Source organism: Marinobacter salexigens (genome assembly GCF_018860765.1).
In the GTDB taxonomy this organism is placed as follows: domain Bacteria; phylum Pseudomonadota; class Gammaproteobacteria; order Pseudomonadales; family Oleiphilaceae; genus Marinobacter; species Marinobacter salexigens_A.
This window is the reverse complement of the sequence record NZ_JAHKPV010000019.1, coordinates 405,568-425,489: the sequence shown is the minus strand read 5'-3', so window position 1 is coordinate 425,489 and position 19,922 is coordinate 405,568. Positions and strand designations below refer to the sequence as shown.

General features: G+C 52.9%; 18 protein-coding genes. 7 read left to right on the top strand and 11 right to left on the bottom strand.

Annotated features, from left to right (window positions below):
• Nucleotide 1: 1 nt before the first annotated feature.
• From KO508_RS12525 to KO508_RS12510, 4 genes are all read right to left on the bottom strand, one after another.
• On the bottom strand, nt 2-1,018 hold the full coding sequence (locus tag KO508_RS12525; protein ID WP_216008640.1) for a nucleoid-associated protein: 1,017 nt from the start codon (nt 1,016-1,018) through the stop codon (nt 2-4).
• 159 nt (nt 1,019-1,177) lie between these two features.
• Complete coding sequence (cysN, locus tag KO508_RS12520) at nt 1,178-2,836, bottom strand: sulfate adenylyltransferase subunit CysN (RefSeq protein WP_216008639.1); 1,659 nt, start codon at nt 2,834-2,836, stop codon at nt 1,178-1,180.
• A gap of 1 nt (nt 2,837) precedes the next feature.
• The gene (gene cysD, locus KO508_RS12515; RefSeq protein ID WP_216008638.1) at nt 2,838-3,746 is read right to left on the bottom strand and encodes a sulfate adenylyltransferase subunit CysD; all 909 of its coding nucleotides are present in this window, start codon (nt 3,744-3,746) and stop codon (nt 2,838-2,840) included.
• Between the two features lie 168 nt (nt 3,747-3,914).
• On the bottom strand, nt 3,915-4,325 hold the full coding sequence (locus KO508_RS12510; RefSeq protein ID WP_216008637.1) for a PilZ domain-containing protein: 411 nt from the start codon (nt 4,323-4,325) through the stop codon (nt 3,915-3,917).
• A 323-nt stretch (nt 4,326-4,648) separates the two neighbouring features.
• Between KO508_RS12510 and rimO the strand changes: the two genes are divergently transcribed.
• Entirely contained in the window at nt 4,649-5,992 is a 1,344-nt protein-coding gene (rimO, locus tag KO508_RS12505; RefSeq protein WP_216008636.1) for a 30S ribosomal protein S12 methylthiotransferase RimO, read from the top strand.
• A gap of 72 nt (nt 5,993-6,064) precedes the next feature.
• On the opposite strand, the gene oadA is transcribed toward rimO, so the two are convergent.
• Nucleotides 6,065-7,870, bottom strand: a complete 1,806-nt coding sequence (oadA, locus tag KO508_RS12500) for a sodium-extruding oxaloacetate decarboxylase subunit alpha (RefSeq protein WP_216008635.1) — start codon at nt 7,868-7,870, stop codon at nt 6,065-6,067.
• 19 nt (nt 7,871-7,889) lie between these two features.
• Entirely contained in the window at nt 7,890-9,305 is a 1,416-nt protein-coding gene (locus KO508_RS12495; RefSeq protein WP_216008634.1) for an acetyl-CoA carboxylase biotin carboxylase subunit, read from the bottom strand.
• A gap of 132 nt (nt 9,306-9,437) precedes the next feature.
• Here KO508_RS12495 and KO508_RS12490 point away from each other — a divergent pair, with 132 nt between their 5' ends.
• Complete coding sequence (locus tag KO508_RS12490; RefSeq protein WP_216008633.1) at nt 9,438-10,388, top strand: LysR family transcriptional regulator; 951 nt, start codon at nt 9,438-9,440, stop codon at nt 10,386-10,388.
• 222 nt (nt 10,389-10,610) lie between these two features.
• On the opposite strand, the gene gatB is transcribed toward KO508_RS12490, so the two are convergent.
• The 5 genes from gatB to KO508_RS12465 form a co-directional block, all read right to left on the bottom strand.
• Nucleotides 10,611-12,077, bottom strand: coding sequence for an Asp-tRNA(Asn)/Glu-tRNA(Gln) amidotransferase subunit GatB (gatB, locus tag KO508_RS12485; RefSeq protein ID WP_354668034.1), 1,467 nt, complete (start codon nt 12,075-12,077; stop codon nt 10,611-10,613).
• Between the two features lie 6 nt (nt 12,078-12,083).
• Complete coding sequence (gene gatA, locus KO508_RS12480; protein WP_216008631.1) at nt 12,084-13,541, bottom strand: Asp-tRNA(Asn)/Glu-tRNA(Gln) amidotransferase subunit GatA; 1,458 nt, start codon at nt 13,539-13,541, stop codon at nt 12,084-12,086.
• A gap of 39 nt (nt 13,542-13,580) precedes the next feature.
• Nucleotides 13,581-13,868, bottom strand: coding sequence for an Asp-tRNA(Asn)/Glu-tRNA(Gln) amidotransferase subunit GatC (gene gatC, locus KO508_RS12475; protein ID WP_216008630.1), 288 nt, complete (start codon nt 13,866-13,868; stop codon nt 13,581-13,583).
• Between the two features lie 82 nt (nt 13,869-13,950).
• Nucleotides 13,951-14,295, bottom strand: coding sequence for a hypothetical protein (locus KO508_RS12470; protein WP_216008629.1), 345 nt, complete (start codon nt 14,293-14,295; stop codon nt 13,951-13,953).
• A 22-nt stretch (nt 14,296-14,317) separates the two neighbouring features.
• Nucleotides 14,318-15,082 carry a BON domain-containing protein gene (locus KO508_RS12465; protein ID WP_216008628.1) on the bottom strand — a complete coding sequence of 255 codons (765 nt, stop codon included), beginning with the start codon at nt 15,080-15,082 and terminating at the stop codon, nt 14,318-14,320.
• Nucleotides 15,083-15,373: 291 nt separating this feature from the next.
• Between KO508_RS12465 and KO508_RS12460 the strand changes: the two genes are divergently transcribed.
• The 5 genes from KO508_RS12460 to rng all read left to right on the top strand — a co-directional run bounded on the left by KO508_RS12460 (nt 15,374) and on the right by rng (nt 19,899).
• A complete protein-coding gene (locus KO508_RS12460) occupies nt 15,374-16,414 on the top strand; it encodes a rod shape-determining protein (protein ID WP_200365451.1) in 1,041 nt (346 codons plus the stop codon).
• Nucleotides 16,415-16,479: 65 nt separating this feature from the next.
• Nucleotides 16,480-17,340: a rod shape-determining protein MreC gene (gene mreC, locus KO508_RS12455; protein WP_252738088.1), complete on the top strand. Its 861-nt coding sequence runs from the start codon at nt 16,480-16,482 to the stop codon at nt 17,338-17,340.
• On the top strand, nt 17,340-17,816 hold the full coding sequence (gene mreD / locus KO508_RS12450) for a rod shape-determining protein MreD (protein WP_216008627.1): 477 nt from the start codon (nt 17,340-17,342) through the stop codon (nt 17,814-17,816). The genes mreC and mreD overlap by 1 nt, the downstream gene beginning before the upstream one ends.
• A 2-nt stretch (nt 17,817-17,818) precedes the next feature.
• A complete protein-coding gene (locus tag KO508_RS12445) occupies nt 17,819-18,421 on the top strand; it encodes a Maf family protein (RefSeq protein WP_216008626.1) in 603 nt (200 codons plus the stop codon).
• Nucleotides 18,418-19,899, top strand: coding sequence for a ribonuclease G (gene rng, locus KO508_RS12440; protein ID WP_216008625.1), 1,482 nt, complete (start codon nt 18,418-18,420; stop codon nt 19,897-19,899). The genes KO508_RS12445 and rng overlap by 4 nt, the downstream gene beginning before the upstream one ends.
• Nucleotides 19,900-19,922: the final 23 nt, after the last annotated feature.

The window sequence follows — 19,922 nt, the reverse complement described above, 5'->3', positions numbered from 1 at the left end:
ATCAATCCTCGCGATTTTCCAAATACCGTTCCAACTGCTCACGTAGAGCTTTGGGAAGGCGAGTAATCGTCAGCGCATCCTTGTCGCGATCGTAGTAAATTGCCTGATTCACCAAATCCGAAGAAAACGAAACACTCATGCCGCCACCAGAGCCCGCAATGCGCACCAATTTCTTCACCTTGCGGTGATCCGGGTGCAGTACACCGCTCTCCGGCATCTCCGTAGACTTGTTCGCAAACTCCTTGAAACGCTCTGGCTGGTCTTCATCCAAATAGCCTGACAATGCCTCAATGGCAACGGGCTCGCCCAGCGCATGCTGTTCTTTGCAGAATTCATAGGCTCGAGTACGCACTTCGCCGGCTTTCTCGGGCTCTGAAGATTTGGCAAACGCCTCCACCGCATCCAGAAACGTCAGAGTTTCCTTCTCAACATCAATCTGATTGGTGAAGCCACACAGCCGAATAAACAGCTCCCCCGGCTCGCCAGTGCCACGGGCATGAACCAGTGTGAGATAGTTTTCTGCGGCGTTATCCCCAAGCCAGTCATCCAGTTCAACCCGCATAGCAAGGTTCAAGCGCGATGTGCTCAGTACATCTGTTGTATCAAGCGTTTGATTGCCGTCAAAGCGCAGAGCGCCGTCAGTCTCCAAAATCATTACATAAACAACGTCTGAATCTGCAAGAGCCTCGTGAACAACTACAAGTTGCCCCACAAACTCTTCTTGGCAGCTCGTAAGCAACTCCTGCCACTGCCCAAACACTCGATCCGTGAACGAAGCAAAACTCTGCTTGTCCTCCAGATAATCCTTCAGCCAACCTTTAAACGGGCTCTCACCAAGGTCATCTGAAAACCGTCCGTATTTTTTGCCCGGCTTGCTGTTAAACAGTCGCTTCATCTGCTTATGCAGGCCCTCATAATCGCCACCTGGCTCCTGCAGCGCCTCGCCACTCTGAAGTCGGGCAGGTTGCCCCGGCTGGTACTGACTGGAAAACGCGGTGCGCAGATGCTTGATGGCCATAAACAGAAAATTCCCGAATTAATAAACGAAAAAGCCCCGAAGGAAACCTTCAGGGCCACAGATTCTGCCACGGACAACAAATACATTCACGACTAAAAATGAGAATAGCAGCAAAGACTCCTCGCCCCGCGGCAGACACCTATCTACCCAGTCCTGGCGTTAAACTCGCTTCCCCCGAGCCAGCTCCTGAACCAGTGACGTAGCAACACTAGAAACTTCCCCGGTGTCTTCCGCCTTTACGGAAACGTTGGCTATGTCAGTGCCCAGATTTACGGCAATGGCTATCAGACCGTAAGCAGTTAGCAGTTGCGCAGTGCGGCGGCGGTCGTCGGCATTACCGGCATTATCCTCGCTCAAGATCACCGAAGTTTTGCCCTGATCGAACAGCGCACGCTCAACCGCCAGAGCAAGAGCGTGGGCTTGTTTACCAGAGCAGCCAATAATCAGCGGCTTCTGCGCCAACCTACGCTCCCGCTCCTCAGGGCTTACGGGCTCCAGGGTGCCTGCAGTATCTGCCAAGCCATCAATCATACCGGCACCAACGGTTACGTTGGTGAGCCTGTCGATTACAATAAAACTGCCCGTAGCGTGGTTGCGCTGATAGGCGTCAAAGGCGATTGGTTGACTCAGGGTGAGGTCACAGAGGCCGATTTCATTCACCTGCAACAGGGCAGGATTGGCGTGCTGCTCCAGCGTATTCACGTCAGTCTGATAGTGAATCTTTCGAACGGTGCCCGATGTGAATGTGGGTCCCAGCTTGATGTCATATAGGCGGCCGGTATGCAAAGGCGCATCGGCCATCCACACGATGTTGGCCTTGAACCGGTTGCCCACTTCCGGTTCGTCCTCCGGTTTAACCAGCATGTCACCGCGACTGATATCAATTTCATCTTCCAGCGTCAGTGTAACCGCCTGATCAATATAAGCTTCGTTCAGGTTGCCATCAAACGTCACAACTTCCTTGACGGTACTGGTGCGCCGCGAGGGCAAGGCCATTACCTTGTCGCCAGGGCGAACCACGCCAGAGGCGATGGTGCCACAAAAGCCACGGAAATTTAGGTTGGGACGGATAACGTATTGCACGGGGAACCGGAAGTGTTCCAGATTCTTGTCGCGGTTTACTTCCACCGTTTCCAGAATGTCCATTAGTGGCTGGCCGTTAAACCAAGGGGTGTTCTCACTGCGGTTGACGACGTTGTCGCCTTCCAGTGCTGAGATGGGTACAAAGCGGATGTCTTTCAGCCCGAGTTTTGCGGCGAACGAGAGGTACTCCTCTCTGATCTCGTTGAAGCGATCTTCGCTGAAATCCACCAGATCCATTTTGTTCACCGCCACAACGATGTGCCGGATGCCTAAAAGTGAGGCAATGTAGGAGTGGCGGCGGGTTTGCGTCAATACACCACGGCGGGCGTCAATCATCAGAATCGCAACCTGAGCCGTAGACGCGCCGGTGGCCATGTTGCGGGTGTACTGCTCGTGCCCCGGCGTATCGGCAATGATGAACTTGCGCTTATCGGTAGAGAAGTAGCGGTAGGCAACATCAATAGTAATGCCTTGCTCGCGCTCGGCCTGCAACCCATCAACGAGTAGAGCAAGGTCTAGCTTTTCACCAGTGGTGCCCATTTTGGCGCTGTCGGTTTTCAGGCTGGCCATGTGGTCTTCGTAGATCATTTTGGTGTCGTGCAGCAGGCGACCGATAAGGGTGCTTTTGCCGTCGTCTACACTGCCGCAGGTAAGCAGGCGCAGCAGTTCCTTGTTTTCGTGTTGTTTCAGGTAGGCCTGAATGTCGTCGGCAATAAGGTCAGATTGATGTGACATATCAGAAGTACCCTTCGCGTTTTTTCTGTTCCATGGAGCCAGCCGAATCGTGATCAATCACGCGGCCCTGACGTTCTGAGCTGGTGGCCAGCAACATTTCCTGAATGATTTCCGGCAATGTATCCGCCTCGGATTCAATGGCGCCGGTCAGTGGGTAGCAGCCTAGAGTACGGAAGCGGATGGATTTCATCATCGGCTTTTCACCCTCTTTTAGAGGCATGCGGTCGTCGTCCACCATAATCAGCGAGCCATCGCGCTCTACCACCGGGCGAACTGCCGAATAGTAAAGCGGAACAATCTCGATGTTTTCCAAGTAGATGTACTGCCAGATGTCCAATTCTGTCCAGTTAGACAGCGGGAATACGCGAATGCTTTCGCCCTTATTCACCTTGCCGTTATAGGTGTTCCAGAGTTCCGGGCGCTGATTTTTAGGGTCCCAGCGGTGGTATTCGTCGCGGAAGGAATACACACGCTCTTTGGCTCGGGACTTTTCTTCATCCCTGCGGGCGCCACCGAAAGCGGCATCGAAGCCGTATTTGTCCAGAGCCTGCTTGAGGGCTTGGGTTTTCATTATGTCTGTGTGCTTTGCGCTGCCATGGGTAAAAGGACCAATGCCTTGATCCACACCATCCTGATTCGTGTGCACAATGAGGTCCAGACCATATTCCTTTACCTTACGTTCCCGGAAATCGATCATGTCCCGAAACTTCCAGGTGGTGTCTACGTGCATCAAGGGAAAGGGCATTTTTCCGGGGTAAAATGCTTTGCGGGCAAGGTGCAGCATAACCGCTGAATCTTTGCCGATGGAGTAGAGCATCACCGGGTTATCAAACTCGGCAGCCACTTCCCGGATGATATGGATGCTTTCCGCTTCCAGTTGTTTTAGATGCGTAAGGTTGTATGTGGTCATGATAATCCGTTGCCGCGGCGGGCCTTGAGGGCGTGCAAATGAGTTTACTGATTGTATCAGAGCCGATATGGCTATAAGAAGTGCTTCGGTTAGAGTTTTAAGTTATAGAAATATAGCGCTCCCGCTGGCGCGGCGGCTAACGGGGTTGGATGATCTGGTTTCGCGAGGTCAGGCAGGTTTGGGCATATCGGATAGAAATTTGCGTACATAGCTGTCGACGTAATCAAAACCATTGCCTTCAAAATTCTCAAACTGAATGCCGAGCTGAAACTCGTCCCGTGCCATGCGCCTGAGGTGAACAATGTGTCCGGTGGCAAAAATAGACACTGGCTGAGTGGCAACGACTGGTACGGAGAAGTGGGCTTTGACGTCAATCCAGTTACCCGGAGTAGGGGCTTGCAGGCGCGGTATAAGTTGGTCGGCAGTTTTATGATTACAGCAAACCATAACTCCGGTACGAGACAGGTTGGATATCTTGCACGTGAGTTGGCACCCGTCCGGTTTTTCGATAACGATGTCACTCACAATATCCACACGTTGCTGGTTGCGCAGGTTTGGCTTAACGGTGGCTGCTTTCATGTGGACTCTTGTTGGCGAAGTTAGTTGGCAACTTAAGGGCGTTTTCAGGTCTAAATACTGTTTCATAACAAGGTGTAAACGACCAAAAGTGTAGTTGTTTGTTTTCTGGTCAGCAACTTTCGTGTCGCAGGTTGAGGCAGGTTTTTATGGGTTTCCTGAACATTGGTTCATAATTTTGACTCACATCACGCATCGTTCGCTCCAAAAGCCGTTCCGCTTTTGCTGCAGAAGAGGGTGTTACTGGTGTAAAATTCGGGCTTCTATTCATTAGCACGTTCCCGCCGATCATTCGCGTGCGGGCGTCAGGAATCTTGAAACGTTTTATGACAGAAAAAACCGAAAACACAGTGTCCGGTAACGGCAAAGTTGGCTTTATCAGCCTAGGTTGCCCCAAAGCTTTGGTAGATTCCGAACGCATACTCACTCAGTTGCGGCTGGATGGTTACGATGTTGTGCCCACATATAACGATGCGGACATTGTTGTCGTGAACACCTGCGGTTTTATCGATGCGGCGAAACAGGAATCCCTGGATGCAATTGGTGAGGCAATCAGCGAGAACGGCAAAGTGATTGTTACCGGGTGTATGGGTGTGGAGGCGGACAAAATCCGCGAAACCCATCCGGGTGTGTTGGCGGTTTCTGGCCCCCATGCCTATGAAGAAGTGGTGGGTGCCGTACATCAGTTTGTTCCGCAAACCCGCGAGCATGACCCATTCACCGATCTGGTTCCGCCTCAAGGTATCAAGCTGACGCCAAGGCACTATGCTTACCTCAAAATTTCCGAAGGCTGCAATCATCGCTGCACCTTCTGCATCATTCCATCCATGCGTGGTGATCTGGTTAGCCGACCGATTGGCGATGTGATGGACGAGGCCCAACGGTTAGTCAACGCCGGGGTAAAAGAGTTATTGGTGATTTCTCAGGATACCTCGGCCTATGGTGTAGATACCAAGTACCGCACGGGCTTTTGGCAGGGGCGCCCACTGAAAACTAAAATGCAATCGCTGTGTGAAGCCTTGGGCGAGATGGGCGTTTGGGTTCGCTTGCACTATGTGTACCCCTATCCGCACGTAGACGACATTATTCCGCTGATGGCCAAAGGCAAAATCCTGCCGTATCTGGACATTCCATTTCAGCATGCCAGCCCGAAAGTACTAAAAGCGATGAAGCGGCCGGCCCACGACAGTAAAACTCTGGATCGCATCCGTAAATGGCGTGAAATATGCCCGGAACTGACGATTCGCTCCACCTTTATTGTGGGCTTCCCGGGCGAGACGGAAGAAGATTTCCAGTACCTGTTGGATTGGCTTGATGAAGCACAACTGGACCGCGTGGGCGCGTTTACTTACAGCGCGGTCGAGGGTGCCAAGGCCAATGAGATTGAAGGTGCTGTGCCTGAACACATCAAAGAAGAGCGCTTGGCGCGCTTCATGACAAAGCAGGCGGAAATCTCAGCTGCCCGTTTACAGGCGAAAATTGGCACGACCATTGATGTGTTGATTGATGAGGTAGACGAAGAAGGTGCCATCGGTCGCTCGAAAGCCGATGCGCCAGAAATTGATGGCATGGTATATCTCAACGATGTCACAGATCTGGAGCCCGGTCAGATTGTTCGCGCGGTGGTTGAGCACGCAGACGAACACGACCTTTGGGCTGTTCTAGTCTGATCAGTTATGGAAATCGGTAGACCGCATCTGGAATGGAGGCGGTCTACTAATACTTCGCGTTGTTCTAGCTGATCACACGATCTCAACCAGCACTTCGCCAGGCGTTACCCGATCTCCCTTAGTTACATAAATGGCTTCTACTTTTCCGTCAATATTTGCGTGTACCTCAGTTTCCATCTTCATGGCTTCGGTAATCAGCACGGCTTGACCAGCGCTGACGGTGTCTCCCTCGTTAACTAGAACCTCAACCACGTTACCCGGCATGGCCGTGCTTACGTGGCCGGGCGTAGACGCTTTTTTGCGGCCGTTGCCGCCCTCAGCCACATAATCGTTAAGGGGCTCGAATACCACTTCTTCCGGCATGCCATCGAGCGAGAGGTAGAGCTTTCGCCTTCCCGCACCCGAATCTCCAGAGCCGGTAACAGCCACTTCGTAACTTTCGCCGTGAACTTCAATACGGAATTCTGTCGCTACGCCAGCGTTCAGGCGTTCCCGAGATGTGTCTTCTGGTGGCAATAGCGATTCTGGTACAAGGGTGCCATCTTTACGTTGTTGCAGGAATTCCCGGCCTAGATCGGGGAACATGGCATAGGTGAGGACATCTTCTGCGTTTAGGGCCAGCTCACCAATGTCTTCGCGCAGTTTGTTCATCTCTGGGTTGAGCTGGTCGGCGGGGCGCCCTTCATCAACCGGTTCATTGCCAATGGCTTTGTTGCGTACATCGGCGCTGACCGGAGCAGGTGGTTTACCATAGCCGCCCTGCAGGTAGCGTTTTACTTCGTTAGTGATGGTTTTGTAACGCTGTCCAGCCAACACGTTGTATACCGCTTGAGTGCCAACAATCTGTGAGGTTGGTGTAACCAGCGGTGGAAAGCCTAAATCTTCTCGCACCCACGGGATTTCTTCAAAAACTTCGCGGATTCGGTTCAGTGCATTCTGTTCTTTTAGCTGGTTCGCCAGATTGGACATCATGCCGCCAGGCACCTGATTGATCTGTACTGATACATCCTCGCGGGTGAACTCGCTTTCGAACTGGCGGTACTTCTTGCGCACTTCGCGGAAGTAATCGGCAATTTCGCTCAACAGCGTCAAGTCTAGCCCTGTGTCGTATTCGGTGCCCTTGAGTGCGGCTACCTGAGATTCTGTTGCGGGGTGGCTGGTGCCGGAGGAGAACGAAGAAATCGCGGTGTCGATTCTGTCGGCACCTGCCTCTATGGCCTTCAACTGGCAAAGGGGAGCCAAGCCAGAGGTTGAGTGGCTGTGGATAACCAGAGGCAGCTCTACTTCCGCCTTGATGGCTTTCACCAGATCGTAGGTTGCGTAAGGGGTCAGCAGTCCTGCCATATCCTTGATGGCAATAGAATCGGCGCCCATAGACTGCATTTCTTTCGCTTGTTGCACGAACAATTCAGGCGTGTGCACCGGGCTGGTGGTGTAGCAAATAGTACCCTGCGCGTGCTTACCGGCTTTCTTGATCGCTTTCATGGCGGTTTCAATGTTGCGCAGGTCGTTTAGCGCATCAAATACCCGAAAGACATCGATGCCGTTATCGGCAGCTTTTTGCACAAAGGCTTCAACAACATCGTCAGCGTAATGGCGATAGCCAAGCAGGTTTTGACCCCGTAGCAACATTTGCAGGCGTGAACTAGGCAGGGCTTCGCGCAGTTTGCGCAAACGCTCCCAAGGGTCTTCCTTCAGGAAGCGAACGCAGGCATCAAAGGTGGCTCCGCCCCAAACTTCCAATGACCAGTAGCCAACTTGGTCCAGTTTGTTGCATATAGGTAGCATATCTTCGGTGCGCATGCGGGTAGCGATAAGCGACTGGTGCGCATCGCGTAGAATAAGATCCGTAACTTCAATTTTTTTCGCATGGGTCATAAGTATTTACTCCTGCGGATTACCAGCCTGCGTGCGCAGCAATGGTGGCGGCGAGGGCAAGCGCAATTTCACTGGGGTGGCGCTTGGTGGAATAGTTCAGCAATTCTGGGTGATCGGGCACAAAGCTGGTGTTGAAATCCCCTTTGCGAAAATCCGGGTGATCCAGAATTTGCTGGTAGTAGTTGGCAGTCGTTTTGATCCCGTGCAGCCGCATATCATCCAGCGCTCGCTTTCCCCGGGCGATCACCTCATCCCAAGTCAGTGCCCACACCACAAGCTTTAGGCACATGGAATCGTAATAGGGCGGGATTTCGTAACCGGTATAAATGGCAGTATCGACCCGAACGCCGGGGCCACCGGGGGCGTAGTAATGGGTGATGCGGCCAAAGCTGGGCAGGAAATCGTTTTTTGGGTCTTCCGCATTAATGCGAAACTGCAATGCGTAGCCTCGAAACTGAATGTCCTCCTGCCGGTAGCTTAAAGGCAGGCCAGCAGCAATGCGCAGTTGCTCGCGCACAATGTCCACGCCCGTGATGGCTTCAGTGATGGTGTGCTCCACTTGAACCCGGGTGTTCATCTCCATGAAATGCACTTCGTTGCCCGATAGCAAAAATTCCACAGTACCAGCGTTCTCGTAACCAACGGCCTTGGCTGCGCGCACTGCTAAATCGCCTATATATTGGCGCTGTTCTGGTGTCAGTTGCGGGCTGGGAGCAATCTCGATCAGCTTTTGATTACGGCGCTGGATGGAACAGTCGCGTTCAAACAGGTGGATAGCATTGCCTTGGCTGTCTGCCAGAATCTGCACCTCAATGTGACGAGGGTTCACAATGCACTTCTCCATAAACACTTCGGCGGAGCCAAACGCCTTTGTGGCCTCGGAAATCACCCGAGGGTACTGAACTTTTAGCTCTTGCGGCGTATCGCAACGGCGAATGCCACGCCCGCCCCCGCCGGAAGTCGCCTTTAGCATCACCGGATAGCCGATATCGTTTGCTAGTTCCATAGCGTCTTCAAGGCTATCTAGATTGCCCTCTGATCCCGGAGTAATAGGAATGCCAGCCGCACGCATACTGTCTCTGGCCTGAGTTTTGTCACCCATGCCGTGAATAACACTGGACTTCGGCCCGATAAACGCCACACCTTTCTGTTCGCACAAGCTGGCAAAATTGGCGTTCTCCGACAAAAAGCCGTAGCCGGGGTGAATGGCATCGCAGCCGGTTTCTACCGCCAGACTCACGATGCGAGCGGGGTCGAGGTATCCTGCAAGCGGATCCTCACCCAGAGAGTAGGACTCGTCGGCTCGTTTCACGTGCAAGCCATAGCGATCTGGTTCGGTGTAGATAGCCACTGAACGAACCCCCATTTCTGCGCAGGCCCGCACGATGCGGACAGCAATTTCTCCGCGATTAGCGATTAACACTTTCTTCAGCATGGGAAAGTCCTCATTGCTTCGTCCCGAATGACAGTGGAAGAAGAATAACGAGGAGTTGTGATCAGTAAAAGTTGATATTATTTCGCTTATATATAAATAATTACTTATATATGGAGTCATGAAGGAGAGTTTATGCCGCTCAGTATCCAGAAATTGGCGAATAGACTGACATTTCGTCAGTTGCAGGTATTCAAAGCTGTCTATGATTTGAAAAGCTATAGCAAGGCCGGGGATTTGTTGGGCTTAACCCAACCTGCCGTCAGTAGTCAGGTGCGTCATCTGGAGCAGGCACTGGGCATGCCGATGTTTGAGTATGTTGGGCGCAAGCTTTATTGCACAGCTGCAGGGGAAGAAATGGCCGCATGCGTGCGGGCAGTGTTTGGCGAGCTTGCCAGCATGCAAAACCGCTTAGCGGCTCTGGAGGGGAGAGTAGCCGGGGATTTGCGGTTGGTTGCAGTGAGCACAGCTCAATACGTGGTGCCGTACCTACTAGGCCCGTTTCTTCAACGCAACCCACAGGTCAACATATCCGTAGCCGTTGTCAACCGGGCGACAGCGTTGGAGCGGTTAAACGACAATAACGACGATCTGGTGATCATGGGCATGGTGCCTCAGGGACGGCCACTTACTTCCCTTCCATTTCTGGACAACGAACTGGTACCTGTAGCCGTGGCTGGCCACCCCTTGCTTGGGCAGAAAACTGTCACCGCAGAGGAGTTTCTGAATAGCAAACTCCTGACTAGAGAGCCAGGGTCTGGCAGCCGGTTAGCACTGGAAGTCTACTGCCAGCAACACCATTTGAAAATCAACCCAATTATGGAATTGGGCTCTAACGATGCGGTTAAACATGCGGTGTTGGCGGGCTTGGGCATAGCAGTATTGCCCAAGTTGAGTATTCTTTCTGAGCTAGCCTTGGGCTCCTTGGTCGGTCTTGATATAGCTGGCTTTCCATTAAGGCGGAGTTGGTGTGTGGTCCATCCGCAGGGGCGTTATCCAACGCCTGCTATGAAGGCTTTTGTCGACTACGTTCAGGAGAATATTGCTCAGTTCGAGCAGTTGTTCGGGCGGTTGGCTGGCAAATAGTATTAGCTGGGTTCCGGATGCCAATATGATGGTTTTCAGGAGTTATATTGGTGTTAGGCAGGGTGGGTTTGTGGCCCCTTCCCAAAAATCTCGTAGGCCAAGGATGGCCGGAGAGAAGCGCACAAGGATGTGCTCGTAGCGGTTTTTGGGAAGGGGCCACAACCCGCTCCACCTCAAAACTAACAAGCTTGGGTCGGAGTCAGAAATCCCGACCCAAGCCAATCAACCACCAAGCTTCCGAACAAGGATCTCATTGAACAGCTTGGGATTCCCCTGACCTTTAGAAGCCTTCATCAAAGGCCCCATAAACCCACCCAACATCTTCTTCTGCTTTTTAGGGTCAGCTTCTTCCTGATACTGCGCAACCTGATCCGGCATCCCAGCCAGAACCTCATCCACCATCTGCTCCAGAGCACCAGTATCTGAAACCTGCTTCAAGCCTTGAGCTTCAATAATGGCATCGGCATTATCCGCATCCCCATTCCAAAGCGCTTCAAATACCTTCTTGGCTCCCGAAGACGACACTGTGTTATCGGCAATGCGCGCCACCAACTGGCCCAATTGCGAGCCAGTAATAGGCGCTTCGAGCACCGTTTTGTCCTCGGCATTTAGACGTGCGGAAAACTCACCCAACACCCAGTTAGCGGCCAACTTGGCATCTTTACCCTGACCTACAGCCTCTTCAAAAAAGGCTGCAATCCGGGCGTCGTCGCTGAGCAAGCGAGCATCATAATCGTTGAGGCCATACTGCTCCTTGAATCGAGCCTTGCGCTCATCGGGCAGTTCCGGCAGCAAATCGCGGGCGCTTTCAATAAACGCATCGTCGATTACAACGGGCAACAAGTCCGGGCAGGGGAAGTAACGGTAATCGTTGGCTTCCTCTTTGCTGCGCATAGATCGGGATTCGTCGCGATCGCCGTTATAAAGACGGGTCTCCTGAATAATACGACCGCCATCTTCCAGAATATCCATTTGCCGCTCTACTTCATGGGCAATAGCCTGCTCCATAAAACGGAACGAGTTCAGGTTCTTGGTTTCTGTGCGAGTGCCCAGCTCATCCGAGCCTTTCGGTTTAAGCGAGATGTTCACATCGAAACGCAAGGAGCCCTGACTCATATCACCGTCACAGATGCCGATTGATGACACCAAGCTGTGCAGCTTCTTGGCAAAGGCAACGGCTTCTTCCGCACTGGTCATATCCGGCTCGGTAACAATCTCAATCAGCGGCGTGCCTGCGCGGTTCAGATCGATGCCTGTCATGCCATCAAAATCTTCGTGCAACGACTTGCCCGCATCTTCTTCCAAATGGGCATGGTGAATGCGCACGCGCTTGCTGCTGCCATCGTCCAGATCAATATCCACAAAGCCGGGTCCGACGATCGGGTGGTCCAATTGTGTGGTTTGATAGCCCTTGGGCAAATCCGGGTAAAAGTAGTTTTTACGATCGAACACCGAACGCCGCCCGATCTCGGCGTTCACCGCCAAGCCGAACATGACTGCATAGCGGAAAGCCTGCTCATTCGGAACAGGCAGGGTGCCCGGCATCGCCAGATCAACGGCACTCGCTTGAGTGTTGGGCTCGGCACCAAAGGCGGTACTGGAGCCGGAAAAAATCTTGGTTTTGGTGGCAAGCTGAACATGAATTTCCAGCCCGATCACAATATCCCACTGCATAACTGTTCTCCTGATTCGGGCTTACTGGGGAAGCTTCTGGTGCCAGTCGGTAACCTGCTGATACTGGTGCGCGGCGTTCAGCAGACGGGCTTCTTCGAAATAGTTCCCGATAATCTGCAGCCCCACCGGCAGGCCGTCTACAAAGCCTGCTGGCACAGACATAGCAGGCACGCCCGCAAGATTCACTGCGATAGTGAAAACATCTTCCAGATACATGGTCACCGGGTCGCTGGTTTTCTCACCTTGCACAAATGCAGGTGAGGGCGTTACCGGGCTCATCAGCACATCCACCTCTTTGAAGGCGTTAACGAAATCCTGTTGAATCAGGCGGCGAACCTTTTGGGCTTTGAGGTAGTAGGCGTCAAAATAGCCTGCTGAAAGCGCATAGGTGCCAACCAGAATACGGCGCTTCACCTCGCCTCCGAAGCCTTCTGCCCGAGTGCGGGTATAAAGGTCGTTGAGATCCTTTGGGTTGTCACAGCGGTAGCCATAACGCACGCCATCAAAGCGCGACAGGTTGGCGGAGGCTTCGGCAGGTGCAATTACGTAATAAGCGGCAATGGCCAGCTTCGCGTTCGGTAGCGATACTTCTTTTACCGTAGCGCCCAGCTTCTCGTATTCCTTCACTGCATTGCGTATCTGCTGCTCCATTGCGGGGCTGAGCTGGTCGGAGAAATACTCTTTTGGAAGACCAATGCGAAGCCCTTTTAAAGGCTCATCCAGAGTGGCGGTATAGTCCGGCACCGCACGATCAACGCAGGTGGAATCCTTTGGGTCAAATCCGGCCATCACATTTAGCATCAACGCATTGTCTTCAGCGGTGCGCGCCATAGTGCCGCCTTGATCCAGACTGGAGGCAAAGGCAATCATGCCGTAACGGGATACTCGGCCATAAGTGGGCTTCAGACCAGTGACTCCACACAAGGCGGCTGGCTGGCGGATGGAACCGCCGGTATCCGTTGCCGTGGCTGCAGGCACCAAACGGGCAGCTATGGCCGCTGCAGAACCGCCTGAAGAACCACCGGGCACGCGCTTTTCGCCATTGCCCAAGCCCCAAGGATTGGTCACTGCGCCGAAAAAGCTGGACTCGTTGGACGAGCCCATGGCGAATTCGTCCATATTGGTTTTGCCAAGACATACTGCGCCAGCAGCGCGAAAGTTGGCGGTTACGGTGGCGTCATAGGGCGGCACAAAGTTGGCCAGCATCTTGGAGCCGCAGGTGGTGGCTATACCATTAGTGCAAAAAATGTCTTTATGGGCAAAGGGTACGCCTGTCCAAACGCTGGCTTTACCCGCAGCACGCTGCTCGTCTGCCGTTTTGGCATCTGCCAGAGCCTGATCTTCGGTAACGGTAATAAAGCTGTTGTATTGGCGGTCTTCAGCCTTAATACGATCGAGGAACTCACGGGTCAGTTCCACGCTTGAAATCTTGCCGCTTTCCAGCTCGCGGGAAAGCTCTGCTACGGATTTGTTATGCATGTTCAATCCTGATAGTGGGCTGATTATGGCTACGACAGATCACTCGATAACGCGTGGCACGAGATAAAGGCCGCTTTCGGTGGCCGGGGCAATAGCCTGAAAGGCTTCCCTTTGATTCGTCTCGGTCACTTTATCGGCCCGCAAACGCTGTACAGCATCAAGCGGATGAGCAAGGGGCTCTACGTTGTCGGTATCGGCGGCGCTGAGCTGATCAACCAGACTGAGGATGTTGCCTAGGTCGTTCTCCAGTGCGGGTATCTGCTCTTCATCGAGGCGAATACGGGCCAGCACGGCGACTTTTTCAATGTCTTCGCGGGAAATGGTCACGTTGACTCCAAAGTATAAAACAGCGTTTTTAATAAGGTCGTTATGGTAACAGATTCGTGGCTGGGCGGGAGGGGGCGAAAACCTACTCAATTGGCCGGGTATCGTCCAACAAATCTTCGGCTGCGGCGTCGCTCCGCTCTTCCCGCACTTGTCGGGAAATATGGGTATCTGGACGCACATCCAGCAATTCTTCAGCTGGTAATTCGGAAGGTGGCGGGGCTTTAGCCTTTTCTTTCGCTGGCTCTTGGGTCTGCACTGGCTGTTCTGGAGCATCCGGCGCCAATGTGTCGGGCGTTTGATCAAAGCGTAGCCGATAGATGGGTTCGGGTAAGGTAAAGCCTTGTGTTTCTAGTGCATTTTTTGCGGCGCGAATCGAAAGGCTGCGGGCTTTGCCGTAATCCGATTCGCGTTGATCAATCCAGGCCATAAATTTAATCAGGATGTTGGAGTCACCCACGGACTCGATGATGCTCTTGGGCTCTGAAAGGCTGGCGAATGCTCAGCATAATGCTGGAAATGTAGTTTTCCATGGAGTCTTTAACGGCAAAGCTGATAGCTAACCCCAATACGCCTGCTCCTCCGAGTAGCGTGCTCATCAGCGCTGAGGCTCCAAGAATGTTCAGGGCAAGCAGCAAAGCCAAAAGAATAGTTACCAGCCTGACTGCGTGGCCGGCGAGTTCGGCGAGAAAGGGATTTTTGGTTATCCGTGACCAGAGCGGAGTGTGCCCAGCCAGCCGGTGCCCGGCAAAGGCTACAATAATGAAAGTGGCCAGAGCCACGAGTAATAAAGGCAAGGCTCTCATCCATTCCCGTAGGGAATTTTGTAGTGAATCCCAAAGCGGGTTGAGATTGTCTTGTAAATCCAACGTGCGAACGATTCTGTCGTCAACGGCGATAGCGCCCTCAACCCGCTCAGCCAGCTTCAGTGCTCTTTGGGCTTGAGCTTCGTTGGCAATTTGGCCTGACAAGGCCACAACACCACTGTTGACACCAACCTGTAAGGATTCGAATTGAGGAATTTGTTCAAAAATACTGGTAATGCGTTGCGCAATCAGTTTGTCGCTCTCGGCGCCGGGCTCTATGGCGATGGTGCCAGCTTGCTCACCCTCACCCTGCTGAGCCAGTGCAAGTGAAGGGACCCCTGACGCGAGAAAAAGCGCCAAGGCCAGCAATAGGTGCAGTGGAATGGGAGATGTGGAAGAGCGTTCTGCCATGCTAATCTTTGGTGGTGTCAAAGGCAGCCCCGATTCTGGCGGATTTAGTAGACAGAGGTATGGCTTTTTAGGCCGACTTTAGTGTGTAGCAAAGTTCAACTCAATGCCTGCGTCAACCAGCAAATTGACCGCTTGCGGAATCTAATGCTGTGAGCGCATGAACAATTGTTCATGCTGGGCTGGATATCATTTGCCTTAACAGCAGGCTGTGCCTTGCCTGAGAGGGGGGGCACTGCTAAAGTTGCCGCATCTTTCTGCAACCGCAACTCTTAGGTTGAAACTACACGAATGTTGATTAAAAGACTCCGAGGCTTATTTTCCAGCGACCTGTCCATCGATTTGGGCACCGCCAACACCCTTATTTTCGTGCGTGACCGCGGGATTGTGCTGAATGAGCCATCCGTAGTAGCCATTCGTACCAGTAATTCCCAAAAAATGGTTGCCGCTGTCGGCGCCGAGGCAAAACGTATGCTGGGCCGCACGCCCGGTAACATCACCGCCATTCGTCCCATGAAAGACGGCGTAATTGCCGATTTTGTGGTGACCGAAAAAATGCTTCAGCACTTTATTCACAAAGTGCATGAAAACAGCTTTATTACCCCAAGCCCACGAGTTCTTGTGTGCGTGCCGAGCAAGTCTACCCAAGTAGAGCGCAAAGCCATCCGTGAATCGGCTCTGGGCGCCGGTGCTCGGGAAGTGTTTCTGATTGAAGAGCCCATGGCGGCTGCAATTGGTGCCGGACTACCGGTAGAAGAAGCCAGTGGTTCAATGATCGTGGATGTTGGTGGTGGTACCTCCGAAATAGCTATTATCTCCCTAAACGGCATTGTTTACGCTGATTCAGTGCGGGTGGGTGGTGATAAATTTGATGAAGCCATTGTGACTTACGTGCGCCGTAACTACGGCAGCCTGATTGGCGAAACCACCGCCGAGCGCATTAAACATGAAATCGGTTGCGCGTATGAAGGTTTGGAAATTCTCGAAATTGACGTGCGCGGTCGCAATCTGGCAGAAGGGGTGCCTCGCGCCTTCACACTTAACAGTGAAGAGATTTTGGACGCCCTACAGGAATCATTGGCTCAGATCGTACAGACGGTTAAAAGCGCGCTGGAACAGTCACCACCCGAACTTGCTTCTGATATCGCCGAGCGTGGCATTGTTTTGACCGGAGGCGGTGCATTGTTGCGTGGGTTAGACAAGCTGATCAGTGAAGAAACCGGGCTGCCGGTGATCATCGCAGAGGATCCTCTGACCTGCGTTGCCCGTGGTGGCGGCAAGGCGCTGGAACTTATTGATCAGGGTGGCATTGGAATGTTCTCCCAGGAGGGATAATCCTTTGGGGAGGGATCGCCATTAAAACCATTTTCGTTCAGGGGCCGGTACCGGGCCTCAGGCTTTTGCTCGTTATTATTGTATCGGCGACGTTAATCGTTGCCGATTATCAATTTGACCGTGTAACTCCCATCCGCAGCACTTTGGCAACTGGTCTCACGCCAGTCTATTGGCTTGGCAACGCTCCATATCAATTTAGTGATTGGGTTGCCGGGCTTTTTACCACTCGCGAAGACGTAAAGCAGGAAAACGAAGACCTGAAAGCCCGGCTGCTTATTCTTGAGCGCAGGGCCCTCAAATACGCTGCTTTAGCCTCCGAGAATAACGAACTCCGCCGCTTGATGAATTCCTCGGAACTCCTTGATGACCGGGTTATCGTCAGCGAGGTAGTGGGCGTATCGCCTGACCCTTACTCCCATGAAATCGTTATCAATAAAGGCCGGAGCGATGGCTTGCAAGTGGGGCAAGCCATACTGGATGCCCACGGCCTCATGGGGCAAGTGGTACAGACCAGCCAGATTACCTCCCGCGTACTCCTCGTTTCAGACAGCAGTCACGCTGTTCCGGTTGAGGTTGTGCGTAACGGGCTTCGGGCGATTCTTCTGGGCACTGGCGATTCCGATACTCTTGATTTGGTTCATGTGCCAGACACAGCGGATATCCGGGAAGGAGATCTGTTGGTAAGCTCTGGCCTTGGTGGGCGCTTTCCTAGAGGGTATCCGGTTGCCGAGGTGAGTCTGATCAACAAGGAACCGGGTGAGCCTTTTGTTGCTATACGCGCTCTCCCTAAAGCGCAGCTAACCCAGAGCCGTCTGGTGCTGGTGGTGTTTCCGCCATCAAGCGAATCCCCGGCTGAATCTGAGGCGAATATTGACACGCCTTTTTATATTCCGGCATACGAAACGGCGCAGGAGGGGCAAGGCTGATGCTATCCGTTATCAGTTACCCGGTATTTTTACTGTCCGTGGTTGTATCGCTGGTGCTGAGCATTTCGCTCTTCCCCGTCGGATGGTTTGAATTTCGTCCCGAATGGCTTGGGCTGGTGGTGTTTTACTGGACCTTCCGCACGCCGGCGCAGTTCGGCATATTGCTAGCGTGGTGCTTAGGGTTGCTTCTCGATGTGCTCGAGGCCACTCCTTTGGGCGTGAATGCGCTGGCGATGGGGTTGATAGCCTTTTTGGTTCTCACCATTCACCAACGGTTGCGAATGTATCCAATGCCGCAGCAATGTTTGATGGTGTTTTTGTTGCTGGGTATCAATCAGATGCTGGTTCACTTCCTTAAGCAGATGTTTGGCGGTGAAGAAGCCGGGTTCAGCTATCTTTGGCCCGCGCTCACAAGCGCCTTGCTATGGCCAGTGTTCTGCATACTGATGGATAACATTAACCGGAAGTTGGGTTAGCCATGACATCGATTATTCTCGCCTCAGCATCGCCACGCCGCTCGGAGCTGCTTACGCAGATTGGTGTGGCGTTTTCTGTGCAGCCTGCACACATTGACGAAACGCCACGTGCATCGGAGTCACCGGGTGATTACGTGGAGCGGCTTGCCCGAGAGAAAGCTCTGGCGATTTCAACCGATTTTCCGGGTGAAATTGTTCTTGGCTCCGATACTTCTGTGGTTCTGGAAGGCGCCATTTTGGGTAAACCATCTGACGAGGCTGAGGCCACGACCATGCTGACGCGGCTATCTGGCAAAACCCATCAAGTGATGACAGCCATTGCAGTGACCAAAGGTGAGCACTGTGAATCCCTACTAGTGGTTACAGACGTAAGTTTCCGGGTGTTGGCGCAAGGCGAGATTGCAGCCTACGTATCCACAGGTGAGCCGATGGACAAGGCTGGTAGTTATGGAATTCAGGGGCTTGGTGGTATTTTTGTGAAGCAACTGAAAGGGAGTTACAGTGCTGTTGTTGGGCTGCCGTTGCAAGAAACCGCTGCCTTGCTGGCCAACGCTGGCTGTATTGTATGGAAACACTGGCCGAGTAGTACGGAGAGCCAATCATGAGCGAAGAAATCCTAATCAACGTAACGCCGGTTGAAACCCGGGTCGCCTTGGTTGAGAACGGTATGTTGCAAGAGGCCTACATAGAGCGTGCCAGCCGCAAGGGCATTGTAGGCAATATATACAAAGGCAAGGTTGTGCGCGTGCTTCCCGGTATGGAGGCGGCGTTTGTTGATATAGGGCTGGAGCGTGCGGCGTTTATACATGCCTCTGATGTGGTTCCTAACCAGTCAAGCACAGCCGATTCCAGTGATGGCCCAAAAACCGTTCCCGATATCCGTACCTTGCTTAGGGAGGGCCAATCACTGGTCGTACAGGTCACCAAAGACCCTATCGGAACAAAAGGTGCACGGCTAACCACACAGCTTTCAATCCCATCCCGGTATCTGGTGTTTATGCCAGATGTTAGCCATGTGGGTATTTCACAAAGAATTGAGGATGAAGCCGAGCGCAGCCGATTGAAGGCCCTTGTTGAGGAAGGCGCCGCAGCACACCTGAATATACAGGGGGGATACATCATCCGAACGGCGGCTGAGGCGGCAACGGCTGAAGAGCTGCTCGCCGATATGAACTACCTGCACCACCTGAGCCAGTCCATCCATGACCGCATTGCCAAGGTGCAGGCGCCTGCAGCCGTCTACAAAGACCTGCCCCTGTTCATTCGCACTATTCGGGATCTTATTCGGCCGCAGACCGAGAAGGTGCGCATAGATAGCCGCGAGAGTCACCAGCGGGTTATAGAATTTGTTGATGAGTTTGTCACGGAATTTGCCGATAAGGTGGAATACTACCCGGGTGAACGGCCCATTTTTGATCTTTATTCGGTGGAAGATGAAATACAAAAGGCCCTGAGCCGTAAGGTGCAGCTTAAATCCGGTGGCTACGTGATCATTGATCAAACTGAGGCCATGACTACCATCGACATCAACACCGGTGCTTTCGTGGGGCATCGGAATCTTGAAGAGACGATTTTCAAAACAAACCTTGAGGCCGCCCGGGCGATCAGCCGTCAGCTGCGCCTGCGTAATCTCGGTGGCATTATCATCATCGACTTTATTGATATGGAAGATGTTGAACACCAGCGTCAGGTGCACCGGATGCTGGAAAAAATGCTTGAGCGGGATCACGCCAAAACCAAAATCACCGGTGTGTCTGAGCTGGGATTAGTGGAGATGACGCGAAAGCGAACCACCGAAAGCCTCGGTCAGGTTTTGTGCGAACCCTGTCCAATCTGTGATGGCAGAGGCTTCCTGAAAACCAGCGAAACTGTGTGTTTCGAGATTTTCCGGGAAATTCTTCGGGTAAACCGGGCCTACGATACCGAGAGCTATCTGGTAATGGCATCGCAGAGCGTGGTGGACCGCCTCGTTGATGAAGAGTCCGATAACGTGGCAGATCTCGAAACCTTCATTGCCAAAACTATCCGTTTTCAGGTGGAGCCGTTTTATAGCCAGGAGCAGTATGATGTGGTTTTGCTCTGACTCCGAGGCGACCTATCGGCATA